Raw genomic sequence first — 21,648 nt, forward strand, 5'->3', positions numbered from 1 at the left:
ATATATAAAGAGAGCGCTAGTAAAATTAAAGGACGTTGTAATGGAAAAATATATCATTAATAACTATAAACAGGGCGAAATTGAACATTCAAAAACCACAGAAGAGGACTCGACACTGCATGAAAGCCTGCTATACACCTACGAGCAGGAAGATGAAACACCGAGTTATATTCTTGGTTATAACTGAGTAAAAGCCGCTTCAAGCATTAATAATTGGAGCGGTTTTAAAACAAGTGTTCATGTTTAATTCCTCATTTCCAGCATACTCTTTATAGATTAAGCCACTGTTAAAATATTATCGATACTACCTCAGAAAACCTCTTGCTTTAACTTCACCCAATAACTAAATATATATTCACTAAAAGTGAATCATCTGAAAGTTATTTTAAAGCATCAGAGATACAACAATAAACCTCATGACAGTCGATATTGTTAACCGGTAAACATCATAAGTAATATCCCAATATCCACATCCGTTAAGATCTCCCGACTGTTCAGGCGAACAAAATTCGCTATAAGAAATTTTTCGGCAATACACAGCGCAAAAATAGGCCTTCTCATAGGGGAGCATAAAACTTAACAGTAAAACTGGGAGCAGCAGAAAAAGTGGTCATCGGCATCGAATGAAGTTGGCTTTTAGCAAAAAATTGAAATCACCATACCCAAAGCCAAGTTTACCAAAATAGACAAAACACCTCCTAAGTAGTTGATTCAAAATTGCAGCAACGGCTGTAAATATGAAAGTTACTGAAATGTCTTGAATTTGGTGATGACATAAATTTTTCGAGAAATTTATGTGTTAAACCTAAAGTGAACTCAATTATGTTGTCGCTTCGGAGATGGATATTCTAAGCATGAAGCACAGCAGCAAATCGACTTACTAGATCTGTAAAGGAGCTTGATATGTTTAAGTCTAGTCTTGCCTGTAATTCCAATTTTAATTACTCAATCACTACCGCTTTATTAATTTCATTAACTCTCGTAGCCTGTGGAAGCAGTGATGATGATCCTGAGCCAGAAACGTTACCACAACCAGTACCCGTAACAGTTACACCCGACACAGGTGTGTTTCTAGATAGCGCTGTTATCGGCATTGGCTATCGAACCGAAACACTTAGCGGTACCACCGATGTAGAAGGAAAATATCAATACCTAGCAGGTGAAACGGTTACTTTCTTCATTGGAGGCTTAGAGTTTCCAGCAACAGCTGCTACTGGCATCGTTACTCCTCTAAATATTGCCGCAACCGATGATGTCACCAATACCGCTGTAATCAATATGGCCAGACTACTGCAAACCCTAGATCAAGATGGTGATCCAAGTAATGGCATTAGCATCACCCAAACGGCGATTGATAGCGCAGAACCAGTTGACTTCAGCATGTCGACAACTGAATTTGCGGCCTCAGCAGCAGTACAAGCAACCATTGAAAATGGGGGGCAAGATACCGCGGTGTCAGAGCTAATCGATACTGAGACTGCGCTGGAACATTTATCTGAAGAATTAGAGAAACAAGATATTCAGATGGGGATCATCGGGAGCTGGAATGCGACAGATGACGATAATGACTTGCTCAGCATCATATTCATTGATAGCAGCACTTACGTTATTTTTGAAGTCGACTCAGATGACGACTATGAAGATTCAGGCATGGAATGGGGCACCTACCAACGGGACAGTGAGACTCATAGAGTTACCGCAGTCCAAGAGTTTGATGATAATGAGAACGTAGGCCTCAATGACTTGACCACCGATACTGGCGCGCCAGAATTATTCGCCACTGTCACCAATGAAGAGCTACGTATTACTGTTGATGATGACGCCGACGGTACTATTGATGAAACCCTTAATTTTGCAGCGCTTAATAGCAGCAACGAATTGGGTGCATGGATAATCCATGATATCGATGGAGAAGCTTATGAAAACGGTTTGTTGATGTTTATCTTCTATGCTGACGGCACTTATGTTCAAGCAGGAGTTGATGCCAATGAGGCTGAAGAAGAGTCAGGCATGGAATGGGGAACCTACAGCATAAACACAGATACCAATCGTGTTACCGTAAGCCAAACCTTTGATGGAAATGCAGAAGCTGGGCTCAATGACTTTGCCACCGATAGCAGTCTAGGACTTTATTTAACCGTGGTTGATGATGTATTAACCCTAAGTGTTGACGAAAACGGTGACGGTGAAATAGAAGAAAACTTAAACTTCATAAGGCCATAAAGCCTAATTAAAGAATGCCACTAACAAGACACGAGCTTGTTAGTGGCCAAGTACATGAACACTAATCTTTACGTTCTAGCTGCAACGTTTGGCTTATCTCACTCCAAGGCACCCATTTAAAGTTTTGGTTTTGATCCGGCATTCGATTACGACCATCTTGAACCACCATCATACCTTGCGACCAAACTCCACGACCCACCGAGTGCGCGGTTACATCGAGTCCGTCAGTTTCTGCGCTCCCATCCATCCCCTGCTTGCCGTTAATCCCTATTCGGAAACGGTCAATGTAGCTATACGGCGCAGTACTCTTGTACAGCAAATAACTATCGTTTCCCTGACTAGATACCACCAGATAACCTGTTTCATTATTGGTTTGATACAGCGATATTCCCTCTATATCAGCCACCAGCGGCCCGCCTGCTTTAATAATCATTTCGCCAGTTAATTTAGTAGAGCGACTATCAAGGTTAAATGCCCAGATGCCAACATTCTCCTCGCCAAGAAATAGCTGCTTGTTGAGGTCATCAGCAACGCAGCCTTCAGGCTGACTTGGTACACTAAACTCTCGTACCTCTGTCGCTTTAAGATGGTTACCTTGCCACGTTAATGCTATCTGCTTGACCAGGCCTGATTTTTCATTCGCAAACACATACAACTCATCCTCACTAGGTTGATACATACAAAGGCCATAAATATCAGTCAACGTTGTTGCTTGTTCAGCCAATTGCGTTAGCTTTCCATGCTCATTGATATTGAATATGCTTAAGCTATTGCGGTCACGATTACTGGCCACAGCTATATCACGATACTTGTCGCCCAATAATACTCGCTGTCTAATATCGACATTATTTACCCGACCTGCAGCAATGGTTTGCAACTGTTCACCTTGCATTGAAAAGCTTAATAATCCCCAGCGTTTATTGGTGCCTAGTACACGGCTTTTTTCTGGCATGGTTGGATGAACCCATATTGCAGGATCATCCATGGTATCGCCCGCTCTATCAGAGATATCACTTTCGACTGCAGTGGGGATCTCTTTTATTCGCTCACTCATGGTCGATGTTGGTTTGGTTTTTAGCTGCCAATTTGCCTGATAGAATTGATCGTCATCATCTGAATAAGCCCAAAGCTGTTTCTCCGCTACATATAAGCTTTCGAGCGCTTCGCGGCCTTTGAAAGGCGTCGCCATTTGACTGCCGTCAATATCAAAAATTCGCCCGCTTTGATCCATCAGCACAATGTTGCCATTATCGAAAGCCAATCCTGATAACTGGTTATCAGGCATATAACTCACCAACTTTGACTCTTCTGCCATATGCGGCGCCGCGGGATAACGCCAAACACCCTGATGATTGTCGAGAACATACAACTGTTCATTATCATCGACAGCGCATTTTAAGGCGCCCATCGATACTGCCAAACTGCGCACCAACTGTGGTTGCCACTCTCCACCTGACGATAATAACCATTGCTCAGAATGACCAGCATCGTCACCGATCCAAGCATAGAGGTTGTCATCCACTCGCCGAGGCTGTAAGCAGAGCCACTCCACTTGAAATGCTCGTTTAGGTAGCAATGATAAACGCTGAGTATTGCTGAGACTTAACCGGATCCCCTGCACTTGATCGATTTGCGTGTCGTAAGTCAGTGCGGTATCGCCATGCACAGCTAAATACTCAAACTGCCCAGGGACCATGACATTTAACTGCTGTTTATCTGCCAACACTAATCCATGCTGTTCACTGGCAAACAGTGCTCTTTGCTGCCAAATTGCCATTTCACTGGCGGCGGTTGCTCCCTGCAAAATAGTTCTGTTTTGTTGTACATCGTTATGATTTTGGGCAGCTAACGGGCTACTAACAAGAGCTGCTATGGCCAAGGCCACTATATTTTTATGATTAATCATGTGAGTTCCTAGGCTTAATAATTGATGAACTGAATACCGAGTTGGAAAGTACGCCCATATTCTTCGTATTGGGCGTTATAACGGCTTTGTCCGGTATAAGCGTAGAAAGGCTCATCAGTAATGTTTATTGCTTTGAAGTAGATGGTAATGTCCTCAGTGATGAAGCTTTTAGCAACAAAATCCCACTGGGTATGCGCATCTTGGTAGATATCAAAAGCGGCATCATCAAGTTCTGTAACCTCAACCAGATATTCAGACTTATAGGCAGCAGAGAGGCGAACACTGACGTAAGGGTTCTCATAACCAAAAGAGGCGTTAGCGGTTAATTCCGACTGGCTAGGCAGTGGAATGTCACGACCTTGCACACCGTCATCTTGCCAACTGATATGCGCTGTGGAATCACTCAGAGTTAGGTTACTGGTAAAGATCAGACCCTTCCAGCCCTCAGGCATAAAGCCAAACTCCTGTACATAAGCGAGCTCAAGCCCAAGAATGTCGGCATCATCACCATTTACAAAAGTCTCTGCGCTATCAAAATCTTGATATTTACCGTAGCCACCCAGATCAGCCTCATAGATGAAATTAGTAATATCTTTATAGAAACCACTGGCAGAGATAACGCCAAGCCCGCCCATATAGTGCTCGATACTGATATCCCAGTTCATAGCCTCTAACGCTGCTAACTCTGGGTTACCAAAGCTGGCCTCTAGCTCATCGTCATCTTGCTCAATAAGAAACCCTGGCGCTAGCTGACCAAAAGTAGGTCGCACAATGGTGTTACTCCAAGATGCTCGCAGCACCGTTTTATCGCTCCACTTATAGTTAAGGTGAATGCCTGGTAACCAGTGCTGATAATCGCGGTCAGTGTTATTAGCAATGAACTCATCTTTACTTTCATCAAAGCCAGAGCCTTGCGACTGCATCGCGGTATGCTCATAACGCACCCCAGCGAGCAGGCGCAGGTTATCGATATCAATGTGCCCCATCACGTAAGCAGCGCTAATATCTTCATCAATATCAAAGTCATTGATCCGTGATTCAATCTCATCCTTTGCAACCGTGCTATCCATGCCATTAACCAGGTTCCACACAGGGTCGGCTTCAATAGAGGGACCAAATCGCCCTAGATTGTAATCAGGCTGCGCGCCTGCAAACTGACTCATGGATAGTTGTTGCTCAGTAATACCTTGCTCATCAAAATCCTCGAAGATCCAAATATCTTCTCGATTTTCTTTGGTACGGGCACTGTATTTTGCGCCAAATTTAACTGCTACAGGCCTATCTGCTAGCAGCCAAGTCTTGCTTAAATCAAACTTGGCTGATGCCATCGTATCGACAGTATTAGATTCCGCTATTTCAACTTTATCTAGCAGGTAGTTGTCTGCATTGTAGAAACCTTCCTCCGCTGTGATGATTGGCACTGCACTATTTTGATAGGCAACTTCATCAAACTCACCCTCAAAGTCCGCACCGCCGATATAACGGGGCTTATCCGCCTCTGCGCGACTCCAACTGGCTAAATAATTAAACGTCCAAGTGTCGAACCGAGATTCACCACCTAATACGATAGAGTATATCGCTTGGTCTTCCTCGCGAGATTTTAGTGATCGAGTTGCTTCTGCCGCTGCAGGTGTATCAGCAAGCGCACTATCTTCCCATTTTATTTCATTACCGTTGCGCGTTTCAGTATCGACAAAGCTGCTATAAAGTGTGCGCAGAAACAGATCGGTATCGTCATTAGGCCTAAAATCTAGGTTTGCTCCTAGTCCGACACGCTCTCGGTTAATCTGATAATCGCGCTGCTCTACCTCTTCTAACGTAGCCGGTTCATCAAAGCTCCATTTGCCACCGGTTTCTACATTGTCAGAACCAAAATCGCGGTTATACCAACTGGCAGCAATCGCTACGCCGATGTTGTCTTGAAAAATATCGCTATAGCTACCCGCAAGTTTAGGGTTGATACTGCCTGTCATTTCGTCATAGCTGCCCTCGGTGCTGACATTGACATAAGTATCATCACGGTCAAAGGCAGATAAACTCTTAACCTCAATAGCGCCACCCAATGAGTCTGCATCCATATCTGGCGTTAAGGTTTTAGTCACCTCAACAGACTGCAGTAAATCTGCAGGAACAACATCGAGTGCCACTGCACGGCGATCACTATCGGGTGACGGCAGTCGGGTACCGTTCATCGATACCGCATTGTAATCTGGCGCCATGCCCCTAATACGCACAAAACGACCTTCACCCTGATCTCGCTCAATTGAGATCCCCGGTACTCTTTGCAGAGCCTCACTGATATTAGTATCCGGAAAATTACCCAACGCATCGGCAGACAATACACTCACCAAGTTATCTGCAGCCCGCTGACGGTTTAAAGATTTACTCAATGAGCCGCGTTGACCAACAACCTGTATATGCTCAACGCCCTGCCCTTTCAATTCAATTTGAGCATTGATAAGACTCACTTCTCCAACGATAAGAGACTGAGTGTATGTCGAGCCTCCAAGATATTGGGCCACCAACGTGTATTTCCCTTTTGGGACTTCCTGAAAGAAAAAGCGACCATCTCTACCAGACTCTTGCTTAAGATTTAGCTCCTTAATACTGATCAGTGCCCCCTGTAATGGCATTTTTGTTGCTTCATCAGTAATTGCACCTTCAACTTTTCCAGCCCATGATGTGGATGGAAAAGCCAAACTGGTAGCAAATAGCGCGAGGTAAAGTGGTGAAAGCAAACCGAGCGGCTTCATGTTGTTAGATCCCTATTTTTGTTTGCGTTATATGGCTGATTTGCAGGCAAATCTAAAATAGAGAGATGACAGTAAGGTGACGTCCAGATCTGAACAGCGAGAAAAAGGCTGTTTTTCAACGACTTTGGCCGTAAATGAGCTATTTTGACTACCCGTTACGGCTGCTAGCTTTAATCCTGAATCAATTAAAAGGCCAAACCAATCCTAGTTAAGCTGCTGTATAAAAAGAATTAAACTCAAGAAAGCACACTTTGCCTTGCCTAAAAGTGGCCTTAATATTAAAAAAATCTCTCCCACGTTGACTATCCATTGAGCTAATTTGACTACTTACAGGTTCATAAAGTCGTCATGAAATAGCAGTAGGTTAAATGCAATTCTCGGCTTACGAACAAATACAGCATGCTCAGGTTTGTGACCTCAAAATTTACCCTAGGTATCATCTTACTTAGCAGCATAATACTCAGTCTTTGTCTGTTGCAGGGCGAGACCAAAATTGGCGCGAACATCGATTGGTTCGATGTGGCTACCGAGGGCGCTTTATTGCTGCTTGGATTAAGTTGGCTAGCATTGGTACTGCAGGCACGACCAGGTGGTAAAGTCACGCAACTGTTAATCTTCGGCTTACTGGGTTATAGCCTGGGCTGCTATATGGATCTGCTCGATGAGTTTTTTATTAACCACAGCCTTCCCGCTTGGTTCGCATTGATTGAAAAGCTGCCCACACCTATCGGCTTACTGACATTAACAGCTGGCATATGGCTGTGGCGCGAAGAACAGATCACCATTAATGAACAGCTACGCACTCGAGAACAGTTTTTCCGCCAGCACAAACTCGTTGATCGAGTGACTAAAATTTATGATGCCCGGGCGATTCGCCACCAAATAGCCCTCAACAGCAGTAAGCCATTAAGTTTAATCATGTTAGACATCGATAATTTTTCTGAAATAAATCAGCGCGACGGCTTTAATCAAGGGGATAAGCTACTTACTAATATTGCGCAGATGCTCACCTGCCAACTACGCTCCCAAGACTTGGTATGCCGTTTTGCTGGTGACCGTTTCATTATATTGCTGCCTAACTGCTCTGCACCATTCTCGCAAGCGATGGCAACAGAGCTACAACGCGTTATCGCACATTTTGGTTGCCATGCCAGCAGTGCTTATATTCATTTCGACCCAGATACAGAGCAGCACCCGCTGGATACTGACGGCTTGATCAATCAGATTAATCAACAGATGGAGCGTGTCAAACAAGCAAGAACTTGGCCTCAGGCTATTTAGATGCAACCCATCGCCTATGCCCAAGACAAGTGTATTGATAGCCAATTACTTGCAGCCAGTATTGTGGCGATGTTCGAATATAGACGGCTCAATGTAGACCGTTTACTGAAAGGAACTGGAATTTTCAAGCAGGATTTGCAACTGATAGAGCACATGATCAGCCCTCTTCAACTCATGAGTTTAATCGACAATGCAATAGCGCTTTGGCCGGGAGATGATTTAGCATTTTTACTTGGCCAGCAATGGTTACCTGTCCAAAGCGGCCCACTCACTAATGGCCTTTTTTGCTGTAATAGCCTTACGCAAATGCAGCACTTTTGGCATAGGTATCACTGGTCCAGCCAACCTTGGCTTCAAGGCTGGCATTGGCGTACAAAGCAGATGCAACACTTATTGCTGCAACTAGATATCGGTGCCCAGCGCCAGCGGCGATTCTTTACTGAATTAACACTTTCAAGCCTAGTATCAACCTATAAGAGGTTGACTCATCAAGCGTGGCAAGGTCATTTTGCCCTACCTTACACCGAGCCTAAATTATTAGACCAATACTACAAATACTTAGGTCATGACTTGTCATTTAATCAACCTATCTGCGTCATTAGTTACAATGCGACCACAAGACAAGATCCGTTCGAGCTAGCAAACTCACAGGGACTAAAGCTCGCTAGGCAACAAGTTAATCAACAAAGGCAAGCGGCCAAGTATCAAATAGGGCTTCCCGCCTATATCCGTTTATTACTGACTCGGCCTAAAACACGTTGCTATACACTCCCACAAGTTGCGGAATCCTTAGGCCTAAGCCCAGCAACCTTAAAACGCCGCCTGAAAGCGTATGACATCAGTTTTCAGCAGTTACAAGATGAAGCCAATATGCAACAAGCTATCTTCCTGCTAGCTGTATCAGGCGAAAGTAATTTAACCATCGCCAAGCAATTGCACTTTGCTGACAGTAATAACTTTAGACGCTCGTTTAAGCGCTGGACCGGACAACTCCCCAGCCAATTTAAGTATTGGTTGAGCAACGTTTATTAGACGACTATACCACTGCAGAGGTAACGGGGATTAGAGCATCACAGACACTTAATTCGAACATGCTCTAATTCGAAAATGCTAAGCGCTGTCGGAATATCGATTTACATAGTTCTTTAATCTAGACAAACACCCTAACGCGATCAACTGTAAAACATTGATAGATAGACGTATAACCCTAAAAAACATACAACTAAACCTTTACATGTAAATAGCTTGATCTCGCCCAACCAAACGATAATAATTATCACCCGCATTTAAGCGGTGATTTACCTGCGATTATCCGCAAGTTAATTGCTTGTACAACTCAATACTGAACCTGCTCTCATTTCAATTAAGGAGCTGACTCATAAAATTTCTAGTCATAGAAATCTTAGAAAAGTCTGCTGGATATTTAAGTCATTCAAAGCACTCAAAAATACCAAGTAAAACGTAGGGAAACATATGTTAAACCGCAAAAAATTATTCAACTTGAGCACGATTGCAGTCGCTATCTCAAGCAGCTTGTACTGCTCGACTGTCTTTGCTGAGGCAAGTGAAAAAAAGCAAGCAACAGAAGTCATTGTCGTCACAGGTAGTTTACTGGGTGACTCAGAAGTTGCCGATCTAAAGACCTACACTGGTAACCGCTCTATCATCACTCAAGAGCAATTAGAGCGCACAGCAGTGCGCTCCATTGATACCGCACTGCAACAAGTTCCCGGGCTAAAAATTAAAGATGAAACTGGTACAGGTGTATTACCCAATATCTCGGTACGCGGCTTAGATAGCAGTCGTAGTGGTTATGCACAGATCCTGCTAGATGGTATCCCGATGACTCTTGCTCCGTACGGTCATACCGGTCAATCATTATTCCCAGCAACACTGTTTATGATTGATAGGATTGATGTTGCTCGTGGCGGCGCTTCAATTCAATATGGCCCCAACAACGTTGGTGGTGTCATTAACTTAGTATCAAAGCCTATCTCAGAAGATTGGCAAACTAACCTTAATGAGCGCATCACCTTCTTTGGTGATAGTCGCAACCTGTATGACACTAATATCAGCACTGGTGGCGCTGTTAACCAAGATTTCTCTATGCGTTTAGACGCCAACCTTATCAAAGGCGAATCTTTTAGAGACCACTCCGATACTGACGTTACCAACATCATGTTAAAAACAGTCTGGAACATCGATGAACAAAATAGCCTCGATGCAACACTGCAATATTACGATGCTTTTTCCGAACTTCCCGGCGCGCTGAACTCAGTGGCATACGATGAAGACCGCAATCAGTCATTACGCCCTAATGATGAGTTTAAAGCCGATACCAAACGCATTTCGGTCAACTACAACCACGTACTTGATGACTCAAAAACCATTGACTACGGTGAACTTGACATAACCGTATTTGGCAATAAAAGTAAGCGTAATTTTCAATGGGACTTCTATAACAAAAATAGCGACACTGACGGTGACTTAGGCTCACATTGGGCAGACACTACTCAAGACGCAACACACTTACGTAATTCCCCGCGTGAATTCGCTGTTTTCGGCATTGAACCCAAAGCCAGTTTGCTGCTCGATGGCGATATTTCCCAACACATCATCGCAGGGGTACGTTATGTTAACGAAGACATTAGCTACCAACTAAACCAAATCGACAACACAACCCAAGTCGCTGTCCGTCCTCGTGACTGGCAGATGGATACCAATGCGATAGCATATTACATCAGCGATAAGATTGGCTTCCTTGATGATAGGCTGTCAGTTACGCCGGGGATCCGCTACGAAGATGTACGCATGACGTTCACCAACGTCGGACAAGATTATAGCCAAGATAACCATGTGCAGGAGTGGCTACCGGGTATTACTGTCGGCTATGAGTTCACCGACACTTGGTTTGGTTATGCCAATGCACAGCGCTCACTACGTACCCCACAAATTTCACAACTGTGGCCTAAAGGGCAAACATTAGAATCAGAGTTATCGTGGAACTATGAAGCCGGTGTACGCTTTACCCCAACAGCGCGCAGCAACTTAAACTTGGCTGCTTACCGAATCGACTTTGAGAATAAAGCAGAGTACAGCCGAGATATCAGCATGTTCGTTAATATCGGTAAGACTAAAAACCAAGGTATTGAGTTAGAGGGGACTTACTCGCCGATGTCATTGCCAGAACTCACACTAACAGGCGCCTATAACTACCTAGATACCGAACAACTCGAAGGACAATATGCAGGTAATCAATTACCTTTCGCCTCAAAGCATCAACTATCAGCAAGTGCCTTATACAGCATTAAAGATATTGACCTAGGGCTAATGGCTTTCTACTACAGTGAGTCATTTGCCGATTTAGCTAATACGGTTGAAGAAAACGTATCGGGAACAGCGGGTGAAATACCCAAATACACTGTGGTTAACTTCAACATTGCTACAGAATTATTTAAACAGAATGATAGTGGCCTAAAGCTAGGTTTATCAGTCAACAACCTGTTTGATAATGAGTACTTCTTTAGAGGATTAGATGTATCACCAGCAGGAAAAGTCCCTGCCCCAGGTCGCTCATTCAGCTTAGATATAGGCTATACTTTCTAGGTTAGTTTTTTAACATAACAGCAAAAAATAAGGCTTCGTCATGCGAAGCCTTATCTATATTGATTGTCTCTACGCTGGAGCTATACCGCTTGCCCAGCCGCAACACCTGAGCTCCAAGCCCATTGGAAGTTAAAACCTCCCAACCAGCCGCTTACATCCATCACCTCGCCGATAAAAAATAGACCAGAAACATTTTTGGCTTCCATGGTTTTAGACGATAGCTCGTCAGTATCAACGCCGCCTAAAGTGACCTCTGCGGTGCGGTAACCTTCGGTGCCATTCATTACGATAGACCAAGCTTCAAGATCCAACGCAAGTTGTTCGAGTTCGGCATGAACTAATTGATTGAGTGCTTTATTGAGCAGAGCTTCATCAAATAATGCTTCAACTAAACGCTTTGGTAACCATAAAGCCAGCGCATTACGCAGACTTTGCTTGGGGCTATTATCGAGCAGTTGCTTTATCTCTGCTCGGGCATCTTTACCGGGCAACAAGTTAATGCTGATGGCTTCTCCTGGGTTCCAATAATTGGAGATCTGGAGAATCGCTGGGCCAGAAAGGCCACGATGGGTGAAAAGCAGTGCTTCACTAAACTGAGTACCATCTTTAGCAGTAATAGTACTCGGTACAGCAATACCCGACAGTGGCTCAAAACGCTGTTTCTGATCACTATGCCAAGTAAAAGGCACCAAGCCCGCATGAGTTGGCAACACTTTAAGACCAAATTGCTCAGCGATATGGTAACCAAAGGGTGACGCGCCCAGTTTGGGCATCGACAACCCGCCAGTCGCAATGACTAGTGACTCACAAGTGTACTGTGCTTTATCGGTATGAACTTCAAACTGACTATCGGCATTTTTACTGATAGATTTAATCTCACTGCGCAGTTTGACTTGTGCACCTGCCCACTCGCACTCAGTAAGCAACATAGCAACAATCTCTTTGGCTGAGTCGTTACAGAATAGCTGACCATGATCGCGTTCGTGGTATTCAATACCATGACGCTCAACTAATTCGATAAAATCGCTTGAGCGGTAACGCGCTAATGCTGACTTTACAAAATGGCTATTACTACAGAGAAAGTTCGCAGGCTCTACTTTTTGATTGGTGAAGTTACAACGACCGCCACCACTGATAAGAATTTTCTTACCGGCTTGTTTAGCATTGTCGAGTACCAATACATCACGACCACGGTAGCCCGCTGTTGCAGCGCACATAAGTCCTGCAGCACCCGCTCCGATAATAATAACGTCATGATGTTCCACTCGCTTACTCCTAAACCATCTTAGCTTGCTGTACAGCGCCTAGCTTTCACAAGGCACAAAAAAGGGCGCTATTTTAGCACCCTTATTTATGTTTGTACCATCACCACATTCATAGCAATGGTTAACAGAGTTTACTCTGCCGATGTTTCAGATTTTTTCTCGCGACTTAACAACTCTTTAGCTGCATCCACTGGTGATTTACCTTGATAAAGCACTTGGTAAACCTGCTCAGTGATTGGCATTTCAACGCCTAAGCGTTTTGCTAATGTATAGACTTCTTTAGTATTACGATAGCCTTCGACAACTTGGCCAATCTCTTTTTGCGCGGCTTCAACATCACTGCCTTTACCGAGCGCTAAACCGAAACGACGGTTACGAGATTGATTATCGGTGCACGTTAATACTAAATCACCTAATCCTGCCATCCCCATAAAGGTCGATGCTTGCGCACCAATCGCTTCACCGAGACGAGTTAGTTCGACTAAACCACGAGTGATCAATGCTGTTCGAGCATTGGCACCAAAACCGATACCGTCAGATAATCCCGCACCAATAGCGATAACATTTTTCACCGCACCACCCAATTGGAGGCCGATAAAGTCATCGTTGGCGTAAACGCGTAAACGCTTAGGGCTATGCAACAATTCAACTAAATCATTAGTGAATTGCGGATCTGTACCTGCGATAGATATTGCTGTTGGCATGCCAGCAGCGAGCTCTTTTGCAAACGTAGGTCCTGATAAAACGGCAAGTGGAAAGGCTTCACCTAATACTTCTCGCGCCACATCTTGTATCAAACGACCCGTTTCAGGCTCTAAACCTTTGGTCGCCCATACAATACGTGCATCTTTACGTAACAGCTGTTTAGCTTGCGCTAACACCAACCCAAATACATGACTAGGCACAACCACTAACACATTGTTAGATGCAGCAAGTGCTGTTGCTAGATCGGATTCAGGGATAAGTAAATCAGGAAGCGGAATACCAGGTAAGAACTCTTGATTACACTTGTCGTTCTTTAGGTTTTCAATGTGCTCGGGTTCATGCCCCCAAAGCAAGGTTCTGTGGCCATTACTCGCGAGAGAAATAGCAAGGGCGGTGCCATAAGAGCCCGCCCCCAGTACCGTAATATCGGCAGTGTTTTCCATGCTATTAAGCGTTAGCTTCTTCTGCAGGCGCTTCAGCGGCAGCAGCTTGACGCTGTTGAACATACTGAGCGAATAGCGCGTCAAAGTTAACTGGTGCAAGGTTTAGTTGTGGGAAAGTACCACGGCTAACTAGGCTACCAACTGCTTCACGAGCATATGGGAAAAGAACGTTAGGGCAGTAAGCACCTAGAGAATGTGCAAGTTGCTGCTCAGTAAGACCAGTAATTGCGAAGATACCTGCTTGCTGTACTTCACAAAGGAATGCTGTTTCTTCGCCATTTTTAGCGGTAACAGTAAGAGAAAGAACAACTTCGTATACGTCGTCAGAAAGCTTGTTGCTGCGAGTATCAAGGTCTAGCTTAACTTCTGGAGTCCATTCTTTTTGGAAAACAGCTGGGCTGTTTGGTGTTTCAAAAGAGATATCTTTTGTGTAAACACGTTGAATGTTGAATTGTGGTGCTTGTTCTTCGTTGTTAGCTACTTCAGCCATAATTTCCTACCTTAAAAAGTTTGTGAGGCTACTTCAAAAGAGCCAGTCTCAGGGTTTACTTATTTGGGTAACAACCCAAATAGCTGTCCCAGTTTTTGATTTATTTAGTCAACAGACGCTTTTTTGGAGGGTAATCCCTCAATTCATTGCCGGTAACCATTAATGCTAAGCGTGACACTTTAATCAATTACTTAACAATAATGCAATGGCTACACCGACACTTCTATCTTTTGCTCTTAGAAACAGGCAAGTTATTTGACTGCCATTCACCCATACCACCTTTCAAGTTATTCACGTTTTCAAAACCGTGCTTAACCATCAGTTGAGCCGCTTGAGACGAAGTCATGCCAGCGTTGCATACCATTATAATGGGACTGCCTTTTGCGTTTTCAAGGGTACCGAGCTGATTATTTTTTATATCCGCTAAAGGAAGGTTTACGGCATCAACAATATGACCCTTCTTAAACTCTTCTTTTCCGCGTACATCAACAACCTTTGCACTTTGCTTGTTCATCAGCAATGTGGCTTCTTGATGATTAACGTTTTTAACTTTTGATACGCTAGATTTGAACACCATAACGATCAGTCCAACGAATAAACCAACCCAAGCTAAACTTAACATCGGGTTTGCTTTAAAAAATTCCATATATTCTTGCATGCTTTAACTGCCTACTTTTAATTGGCCCAAATATAATGAGGCACAGAGTATACCATTGCTATGGCAGAATACAGAATGTTAGTCACGTAACGTGCATGACAACAGGCTTTGAATCTGCGGTATAACTAAAACGATAACCACAATCTAGGTAAATTTCTTTATGCCGAACCCCAATTGGTAGTAATATTTAACCAATTCAAATTTTAATCTTATTCTTTCAAACTTAAAGGTACTACCATGACGACACGCAAACGCCCGTTGGCATTGCTGATCCTCGATGGCTGGGGTTACCGTGAAAATACGCAAGAAAATGCTGTTTTTCATGCAAAAACTCCTGTTCTCGACAAGCTAAATGCACAATATCCAAATAGCTTAATCTCTGGTTCTGGTATTGATGTTGGCTTACCAGATGGCCAAATGGGCAACTCTGAAGTTGGCCACATCAATATAGGTTCTGGCCGTATTGTTTATCAAGAACTCACCCGTATAGGTAAAGCTATCGATGATGGTGAATTCGATACCAACCCAACACTGACTAAAGCTATTGATGATGCTATCAAGATAAATGGTGCTGTGCATATTATGGGACTATTGTCGCCAGGTGGTGTTCATAGCCATCAAGACCATATTGAAGCGATGTGCCGCCTCGCCGTTAAACGCGGTGCAACTAAGGTCTATCTTCATGCCTTTTTAGATGGTCGCGATACCCCTCCTCGCAGTGCAAAAGCAGGTTTAGCGCACTTTGAAGAGATGTTCAAAACATTAGGTACAGGCCAAGTCGCTTCGCTTATTGGCCGCTACTATGCAATGGACCGAGATAACCGCTGGGATCGTGTCTCACAAGCTTATGAGCTTATTACCGAAGGTAAGGGACTACATACAGTAGCAACTGCTATAGAGGGTATTGAAGCGGCATACACTCGTGATGAAAATGACGAGTTTGTTGGTAGCACGGTCATCCCTGATGCTGATGGCAATATTGCCAAATTAGCAGACAATGATGCGTTAATTTTTATGAACTTCCGTGCCGATCGTGCGCGTCAAATTACTCGCAGCTTTGTGAATGCAGATTTTGATGGCTTTGAACGCGCAGTGACTCCGAAAGTAAACTTTGTGATGTTAACCGAATACGCAGCAGATATTGATGCCGCTATCGCTTATCCATCGACGGATTTGGTCAACACCTTAGGCGAAACCTTACAAGATCAGAATATGACTCAGCTGCGTATTTCGGAAACGGAAAAGTATGCTCATGTCACGTTCTTCTTCAACGGTGGCAAGGAAGAACCTTTCGAAGGCGAAGACCGCATCTTAGTCCAATCTCCAAAAGTAGCGACTTATGACCTACAGCCAGAGATGAGTTCGGCAGAACTAACGGACAAATTAGTGGCTGCAATTGAGTCTACCGACTACGACGTGATTATTTGTAACTACCCCAATGGCGATATGGTTGGTCATACCGGTAACTTTGATGCTGCAGTTAAAGCCTGTGAAGCGGTTGATAGCTGCTTAGGTCGAGTTGTCGAAGCACTCGATAAAGTGGGCGGTGAGTGTTTAATTACCGCCGATCACGGCAATGCTGAGCAGATGACCGATGAAACAACTGGCCAAGCGCATACCGCGCACACCAGTGAATTGGTACCGCTTATCTATGTAGGTCGTGATGCAGATATAGAAAAAGGCGGTCGTTTGAGTGATTTAGCGCCGACTATGTTAACCTTGATGGGACGAGAAGTGCCTGAAGAGATGACAGGCCGAGCGATAATTAAACTCAAAGAGTAATATGACCATTCGACTTTTTATCAAAGCCAGCATTATTGCTGGCTTTATATCACTGCCTTTATCAGCCCAGGCGACCGATCTTGATCGTCGTCAATCTGAACTTAAGTCGATTCAGACGCAGATTAATAAACAACAATCTGCGGTGAAGGATACCAATAAGCAGCGGGAGCGCTTAATCTCTTTGCTTAAGAAAGATGAGCAAGCGATTGCTACTGCGGCTAAAAAAGTTAATAAAACCAAACAAGATTTAGCCGGTATAGATAAAGCATTAGCAGAGCTTGGTGTTAAATATACTCAGCTAGACAAACTTAAAATCATTCAACAAAAAACATTATCAAATCAACTTGCTAGTGCATACCTCGCAGGTAACCATGACTACAGCAAAATGCTGCTTAACCAACAATCTCCTGCCAGCATAGAGCGTTTGTTAGCCTACTATCAGTATTTAAATAACGCCCGTATCGCCTCAATTAAACAGCTACAAACCACCATTATTGAACTGGATGAGGTCAAACTCAAACAGCAACAGAACCAAACTAGACTCAACAAGTTAGCGATTGAGCAACAACAGCAAGCAAAGCGCTTAGACCAAGAGCAATCACAGCGACAGCAAACATTGACCCAGCTGCAGCGAACCCTAACAAGCAGCGGTGCCAAACTGGAGCAACTTCAGATTGAAGAAGCCAGCTTAAAGCGAGTTGTAGAGCAAGCTCTGCTAGCGATGAAAAATAACCCATCACTAGACGGCTTATCCAGCAAACGTAAACTCAAATGGCCCACAAAAGGGCGCATTAAGTCTGGTTTTGGCAGTAGACGTTCAGGCCAAGTAAAGTGGAAAGGCGTCACTATTTCTGCTTCCGAAGGGCAAAACATTGCAGCGATTGCAGGCGGCAAGGTTATCTATGCCGATTGGCTACGTGGTTTTGGTATGGTGCTGGTTGTTGATCATGGCAAAGGTTATATGAGCCTTTATGGCCATGCACAAACGCTTTTAAAGTCTGCAGGGGACTCGGTTAGTAAGGGAGAATCCATCGCATTAGTCGGTCGTTCAGGTGGACAGACCGAGTCTGGCCTATACTTTGAAGTAAGACATAAGGGGCAAGCGGTCGATCCTGCTAGGTATTGTAAGCGGTAGGCACAGAAACCCCATTTTATACAAGGGGTTAATATGTCAGGCATTATTCGTAATCTTAGTTTCGCAACCGCTGGTTTAGCATTGGGTCTATCGCTCACTTTGTTCGGCCAAGAACATACTCAGCAATACAAAACTCGAGTAGACTATCCTGTATTGCTCGACGTCATCGATACCATAGAAACCTACTACGTCAAAAAACTCACCGAAGAAGAGCTCATCGAAGCCGCAATAGAGGGCATTTTTGCCAAGCTAGATCCCTATTCTAGCTTTCTAGATAAACAAGCTTTCTCGAACATCCAAGAAAGTAATGACGGCGAGTATTATGGTTTCGGAGTTGAGATTGCAACAGATAACGACCAAATAACCATAGTGACCCCCTTCCCACAATCACCCGCAGAACAGGCAGGTATCATGCCCGGTGATAGGGTGGTTAAGCTTAATCAGCAGCTCGTTACAGCAGATAAACTAGAAACCCTACTTAATGAAATTAAGCAGCACAGCTACGATAAACAAGCGATTGACTTAGAGCTTGTACGGGCGAACTCAGAGGTTACCTATAAGGTGACTATTAGCCCAAGCCTCATCTTAATCAACTCTGTAGAAGCACAACTCCTAGATAATCAAATTGGTTATATAAGACTGTCTAGTTTCCAAGAAAACTCAACTCAAGACTTAGTCAAACAACTCGCCCTGTGGCAGGCAAAACCTCTAAACGGGCTAATACTCGATCTCAGAAACAATCCAGGCGGGTTGCTGGATCAAGCGATACAGATAGCGGATATATTTTTAGACAGAGGAAGAATTGTTGCCACAGAGGGGCGTTTTTTTGATGCAAACTCTGACTACTATGCCTCACCACAAACAATGGTTAAAAGTGTGCCTATGTTAGTGCTGATCAATAAAGGTTCTGCCTCAGCATCTGAAGTACTTGCTGCTGCACTACAAGAAAATGGTAGAGCAAAACTTATCGGCCAAACCAGCTTTGGTAAAGGTACAGTGCAGAGCCTTATACCCACGTTGACAGAAGGCAACGCCATTAAACTCACAATCGCTAAGTACACCACTCCAAATGGCAAAGATATACACTCAAAAGGGATCGAGCCGGATATAAAAGTGGCACTAGAGACTATAACAAGTGATGAAAGTATGCCTATAATCGATGCAAATTCACTCCATGGTGATATTGCTGAAGATAAGCTTGTTAACTCAGCAATAGCCTGGATTAAAACAGAAAAATAACCAATACAGTGCGCTATCTATTACTTTGTTTTCTACTATTTAGTTCAAGTTCATTTGCAGCAAGGATTGCTATCATTATTGACGATATAGGTTATCGTCAATCTGACAAAGCAGTGCTAGCACTGCCGCCTAGCGTGACCCTTTCGGTGTTACCACTCACGCCTTTGGGTAAAGCTGTCGCCACTAAAGCACACCAACAAGGTAGCGAGATACTAGTGCACCTACCTATGCAGGCGCTTAACGGCAAAACGATTGGTCCAGGTGCCTTAACCAATACGATGTCAGAGCAAGACTTTAAAAAGCAACTGCAGCAAGCTATCGATAGCGTGCCTTTTGCGTCTGGCGCCAATAACCATATGGGAAGTTTACTTACCCAGCTAGATAAACCTATGCATTGGGTAATGGATGCACTTCTTCAACGAGACATATACTTTATAGACAGTGTGACAACCAAATACACTCAGGCGGGTGCAGTTGCAGAAAAAGTTGGCGTACCTTTATTAAAAAGGACTATTTTTCTTGATAATGACAAAACGGATGCGGGTTTAGAGTTTCAATTTCAAAAAGCGATAAAGCTTACGCAAACACAAACAGATGTCGTTGTTATTGCTCACCCTTACCCAGAAACGCTTAGGTTCTTAAATAATAATCTACACCGGCTAGCACAAGCTGACATTGCCCTCGTACCACCGTCAAAGCTTTTGCCTATTAGCATTACAAGTAAAAGTGATACTGCTTTACTGCAGGATTGAGATAGAAAGGTCGGGCAATAGCGACTTTAGCTCTTTATTGTTAGTAACGATCATCTCTAGCGTATAGCCATCAAGCACAGCCAAATAAGCGTTAACCGCTTCTGCCAATACGCCTTTAAGCTTACATGCAGGAGTAAACAAACAATATGGCTTGCTGCAGTCAATTGGAGATAGTGAGTTTTCTAGCGCTCTGACCACATCACCAACATTGATCTCACTGGCGGGTATTGCCAGTTTAAAGCCGCCACTTTTACCTCTAACTGTCTTTAAATAGCCCAGCTTACCAAGGTGATGCACGACTTTAGAGATATGGTTTGCCGACAAATCAAAAACATCGGTAATTTCAGAAATGCGGAAAAGCGACTCACGCTCTGGATGTAAAGCCAGGTACATAAGTGTTCTCAATCCAAAATCAGTGTAACGAGTTAATTGCATTGCTTACCAATCCATAAAAACGATCAAAATAACGCCTAATTAGCAATTTGTTGCCTGTTCTAATGAAGATATTAGCCATAAAGCTTCTTCAGTATTACTACCACAAACATCTTCAGTTGCCGCAAATTGGCCACATACAGCAGGCCTTTCTGGTTTGCCAAAAAGTTTACACAAATTCCGGTCATTTAACTGAATACATCTTACTCCAGCAGGTTTGCCCTCAGGCATTCCAGGAATAGGAGTAGTGATAGAAGGCGCTATGCAACACGCACCACAACCTAAACGACAGTTCATTTACATACCTTAAATTAGCAATGTTCATTATACATTTATCAAATGATAATAGGTTGGTATGACATCACATACTGTTTAGCAATAAGTTAATATCTTACCAAATTCGTGATCAGTGCATACAACTTTACTTTTCCCATATTGAAAAAGTCCTCTACATGCTTTCAACTAAAAGCAGAGAGGCTTTCATGTTTGTGCTTTCTTATCCTAGCAGAGTCCGCCTAATACACTTAGCGACTGACAATCAAAGCTATTGAGCGCTTAGCTTTTTGTTTCTCACAACGAAAAAAGCCTCTACACGCTTTCAACTAAAAGCAGAGAGGCTTTCATGTTTGTGCTTCCGGCTCCTAGTAGATTCAGCCTAATACACTTAGCGACTGACAATCAAAGCGATTGAGCACTTAGCTTTTCATTTCTCACAACGCAAAAAGCCTCTACGCGCTTTCAACTAAAAGCAGAGAGGCCTTCATGTTTGTGCTTTCTAATCCTAGTAGAGTCAGTTTAATAACCCACAGCGGCTAACAATCAAAGCAATTGAGCATTTAGCTTTTTATTTCTCACAACGAAAAAAGCCTCTACATTACTGTAGAGGCTTTCGTCTTTATGTTGGCGGAACGGACGAGACTCGAACTCGCGACCCCCGGCGTGACAGGCCGGTATTCTAACCAACTGAACTACCGCTCC

At 43.7% G+C, this 21,648-nt stretch carries 17 protein-coding genes and 1 tRNA gene; 9 read left to right on the forward strand and 9 right to left on the reverse strand.

Going from position 1 to position 21,648, the window contains the following annotated elements; translation table 11 throughout:
* The first annotated feature begins 40 nt into the window (after window positions 1–40).
* Entirely contained in the window at window positions 41–187 is a 147-nt protein-coding gene (locus tag K5R16_RS20905; protein WP_020910328.1) for a hypothetical protein, read from the forward strand.
* A gap of 716 nt (window positions 188–903) precedes the next feature.
* Window positions 904–2,223, forward strand: a complete 1,320-nt coding sequence (locus tag K5R16_RS20910; protein WP_220740202.1) for a hypothetical protein — start codon at window positions 904–906, stop codon at window positions 2,221–2,223.
* 61 nt (window positions 2,224–2,284) lie between these two features.
* Here K5R16_RS20910 and K5R16_RS20915 read toward each other — a convergent pair whose 3' ends face one another.
* The gene (locus K5R16_RS20915) at window positions 2,285–4,129 is read right to left on the reverse strand and encodes a phytase (RefSeq protein ID WP_220740204.1); all 1,845 of its coding nucleotides are present in this window, start codon (window positions 4,127–4,129) and stop codon (window positions 2,285–2,287) included.
* 14 nt (window positions 4,130–4,143) lie between these two features.
* Complete coding sequence (locus K5R16_RS20920) at window positions 4,144–6,882, reverse strand: TonB-dependent receptor (RefSeq protein ID WP_220740206.1); 2,739 nt, start codon at window positions 6,880–6,882, stop codon at window positions 4,144–4,146.
* A 411-nt stretch (window positions 6,883–7,293) separates the two neighbouring features.
* Between K5R16_RS20920 and K5R16_RS20925 the strand changes: the two genes are divergently transcribed.
* The 3 genes from K5R16_RS20925 to K5R16_RS20935 all read left to right on the forward strand — a co-directional run bounded on the left by K5R16_RS20925 (window position 7,294) and on the right by K5R16_RS20935 (window position 11,769).
* Window positions 7,294–8,163: a diguanylate cyclase domain-containing protein gene (locus K5R16_RS20925; RefSeq protein ID WP_248975693.1), complete on the forward strand. Its 870-nt coding sequence runs from the start codon at window positions 7,294–7,296 to the stop codon at window positions 8,161–8,163.
* Window positions 8,164–9,195: an AraC family transcriptional regulator gene (locus K5R16_RS20930; RefSeq protein WP_220740209.1), complete on the forward strand. Its 1,032-nt coding sequence runs from the start codon at window positions 8,164–8,166 to the stop codon at window positions 9,193–9,195.
* A gap of 441 nt (window positions 9,196–9,636) precedes the next feature.
* Window positions 9,637–11,769, forward strand: a complete 2,133-nt coding sequence (locus K5R16_RS20935) for a TonB-dependent siderophore receptor (RefSeq protein ID WP_220740211.1) — start codon at window positions 9,637–9,639, stop codon at window positions 11,767–11,769.
* Window positions 11,770–11,849: 80 nt separating this feature from the next.
* Here the strand turns inward: K5R16_RS20935 and K5R16_RS20940 are convergent, their stop codons facing one another.
* The 4 genes from K5R16_RS20940 to K5R16_RS20955 form a co-directional block, all read right to left on the reverse strand.
* Complete coding sequence (locus tag K5R16_RS20940; RefSeq protein ID WP_220740213.1) at window positions 11,850–13,034, reverse strand: NAD(P)/FAD-dependent oxidoreductase; 1,185 nt, start codon at window positions 13,032–13,034, stop codon at window positions 11,850–11,852.
* A 131-nt stretch (window positions 13,035–13,165) separates the two neighbouring features.
* Window positions 13,166–14,182 carry an NAD(P)H-dependent glycerol-3-phosphate dehydrogenase gene (gpsA, locus tag K5R16_RS20945; RefSeq protein ID WP_220740215.1) on the reverse strand — a complete coding sequence of 339 codons (1,017 nt, stop codon included), beginning with the start codon at window positions 14,180–14,182 and terminating at the stop codon, window positions 13,166–13,168.
* 4 nt (window positions 14,183–14,186) lie between these two features.
* Complete coding sequence (secB, locus tag K5R16_RS20950; protein WP_020910309.1) at window positions 14,187–14,672, reverse strand: protein-export chaperone SecB; 486 nt, start codon at window positions 14,670–14,672, stop codon at window positions 14,187–14,189.
* A gap of 223 nt (window positions 14,673–14,895) precedes the next feature.
* On the reverse strand, window positions 14,896–15,330 hold the full coding sequence (locus K5R16_RS20955) for a rhodanese-like domain-containing protein (RefSeq protein ID WP_020910308.1): 435 nt from the start codon (window positions 15,328–15,330) through the stop codon (window positions 14,896–14,898).
* 237 nt (window positions 15,331–15,567) lie between these two features.
* Here K5R16_RS20955 and gpmM point away from each other — a divergent pair, with 237 nt between their 5' ends.
* Genes gpmM through K5R16_RS20975 form a run of 4 tightly spaced genes read left to right on the forward strand, consistent with a single transcriptional unit; the run spans window position 15,568 to window position 20,238 of the window.
* On the forward strand, window positions 15,568–17,112 hold the full coding sequence (gpmM, locus tag K5R16_RS20960; protein ID WP_220740217.1) for a 2,3-bisphosphoglycerate-independent phosphoglycerate mutase: 1,545 nt from the start codon (window positions 15,568–15,570) through the stop codon (window positions 17,110–17,112).
* 1 nt (window position 17,113) lies between these two features.
* Window positions 17,114–18,247 carry a murein hydrolase activator EnvC gene (locus tag K5R16_RS20965; RefSeq protein WP_220740219.1) on the forward strand — a complete coding sequence of 378 codons (1,134 nt, stop codon included), beginning with the start codon at window positions 17,114–17,116 and terminating at the stop codon, window positions 18,245–18,247.
* Between the two features lie 33 nt (window positions 18,248–18,280).
* Window positions 18,281–19,486 (forward strand): S41 family peptidase, encoded by a 1,206-nt coding sequence (locus K5R16_RS20970; protein WP_220740221.1) that lies wholly within the window; start codon window positions 18,281–18,283, stop codon window positions 19,484–19,486.
* 8 nt (window positions 19,487–19,494) lie between these two features.
* Complete coding sequence (locus K5R16_RS20975) at window positions 19,495–20,238, forward strand: divergent polysaccharide deacetylase family protein (RefSeq protein WP_220740223.1); 744 nt, start codon at window positions 19,495–19,497, stop codon at window positions 20,236–20,238.
* Here K5R16_RS20975 and K5R16_RS20980 read toward each other — a convergent pair.
* The 3 genes from K5R16_RS20980 to K5R16_RS20990 form a co-directional block, all read right to left on the reverse strand.
* Complete coding sequence (locus K5R16_RS20980) at window positions 20,224–20,673, reverse strand: Rrf2 family transcriptional regulator (RefSeq protein WP_220740225.1); 450 nt, start codon at window positions 20,671–20,673, stop codon at window positions 20,224–20,226. The genes K5R16_RS20975 and K5R16_RS20980 overlap by 15 nt on opposite strands.
* A gap of 39 nt (window positions 20,674–20,712) precedes the next feature.
* A complete protein-coding gene (locus K5R16_RS20985) occupies window positions 20,713–20,967 on the reverse strand; it encodes a YkgJ family cysteine cluster protein (RefSeq protein WP_220740227.1) in 255 nt (84 codons plus the stop codon).
* Window positions 20,968–21,571: 604 nt separating this feature from the next.
* A tRNA-Asp gene (locus K5R16_RS20990) sits at window positions 21,572–21,648 on the reverse strand.

The sequence above is a fragment of the Shewanella sp. c952 genome, from assembly GCF_019654975.1.
Taxonomy (GTDB): Bacteria; Pseudomonadota; Gammaproteobacteria; order Enterobacterales; family Shewanellaceae; genus Shewanella.

Coding starts and splice junctions, on each gene's coding strand:
- secB (WP_020910309.1), bottom strand. CDS start 14,672: ATGGCTGAAGTAGCTAACAACGAAGAACAAGCACCACAATTCAACATT.
- K5R16_RS20980 (WP_220740225.1), bottom strand. CDS start 20,673: ATGCAATTAACTCGTTACACTGATTTTGGATTGAGAACACTTATGTAC.
- K5R16_RS20935 (WP_220740211.1), top strand. CDS start 9,637: ATGTTAAACCGCAAAAAATTATTCAACTTGAGCACGATTGCAGTCGCT.
- K5R16_RS20970 (WP_220740221.1), top strand. CDS start 18,281: ATGTCAGGCATTATTCGTAATCTTAGTTTCGCAACCGCTGGTTTAGCA.
- gpsA (WP_220740215.1), bottom strand. CDS start 14,182: ATGGAAAACACTGCCGATATTACGGTACTGGGGGCGGGCTCTTATGGC.
- K5R16_RS20965 (WP_220740219.1), top strand. CDS start 17,114: ATGACCATTCGACTTTTTATCAAAGCCAGCATTATTGCTGGCTTTATA.
- K5R16_RS20920 (WP_220740206.1), bottom strand. CDS start 6,882: ATGAAGCCGCTCGGTTTGCTTTCACCACTTTACCTCGCGCTATTTGCT.
- K5R16_RS20955 (WP_020910308.1), bottom strand. CDS start 15,330: ATGCAAGAATATATGGAATTTTTTAAAGCAAACCCGATGTTAAGTTTA.
- K5R16_RS20910 (WP_220740202.1), top strand. CDS start 904: ATGTTTAAGTCTAGTCTTGCCTGTAATTCCAATTTTAATTACTCAATC.
- gpmM (WP_220740217.1), top strand. CDS start 15,568: ATGACGACACGCAAACGCCCGTTGGCATTGCTGATCCTCGATGGCTGG.
- K5R16_RS20905 (WP_020910328.1), top strand. CDS start 41: ATGGAAAAATATATCATTAATAACTATAAACAGGGCGAAATTGAACAT.
- K5R16_RS20930 (WP_220740209.1), top strand. CDS start 8,164: ATGCAACCCATCGCCTATGCCCAAGACAAGTGTATTGATAGCCAATTA.
- K5R16_RS20985 (WP_220740227.1), bottom strand. CDS start 20,967: ATGAACTGTCGTTTAGGTTGTGGTGCGTGTTGCATAGCGCCTTCTATC.
- K5R16_RS20915 (WP_220740204.1), bottom strand. CDS start 4,129: ATGATTAATCATAAAAATATAGTGGCCTTGGCCATAGCAGCTCTTGTT.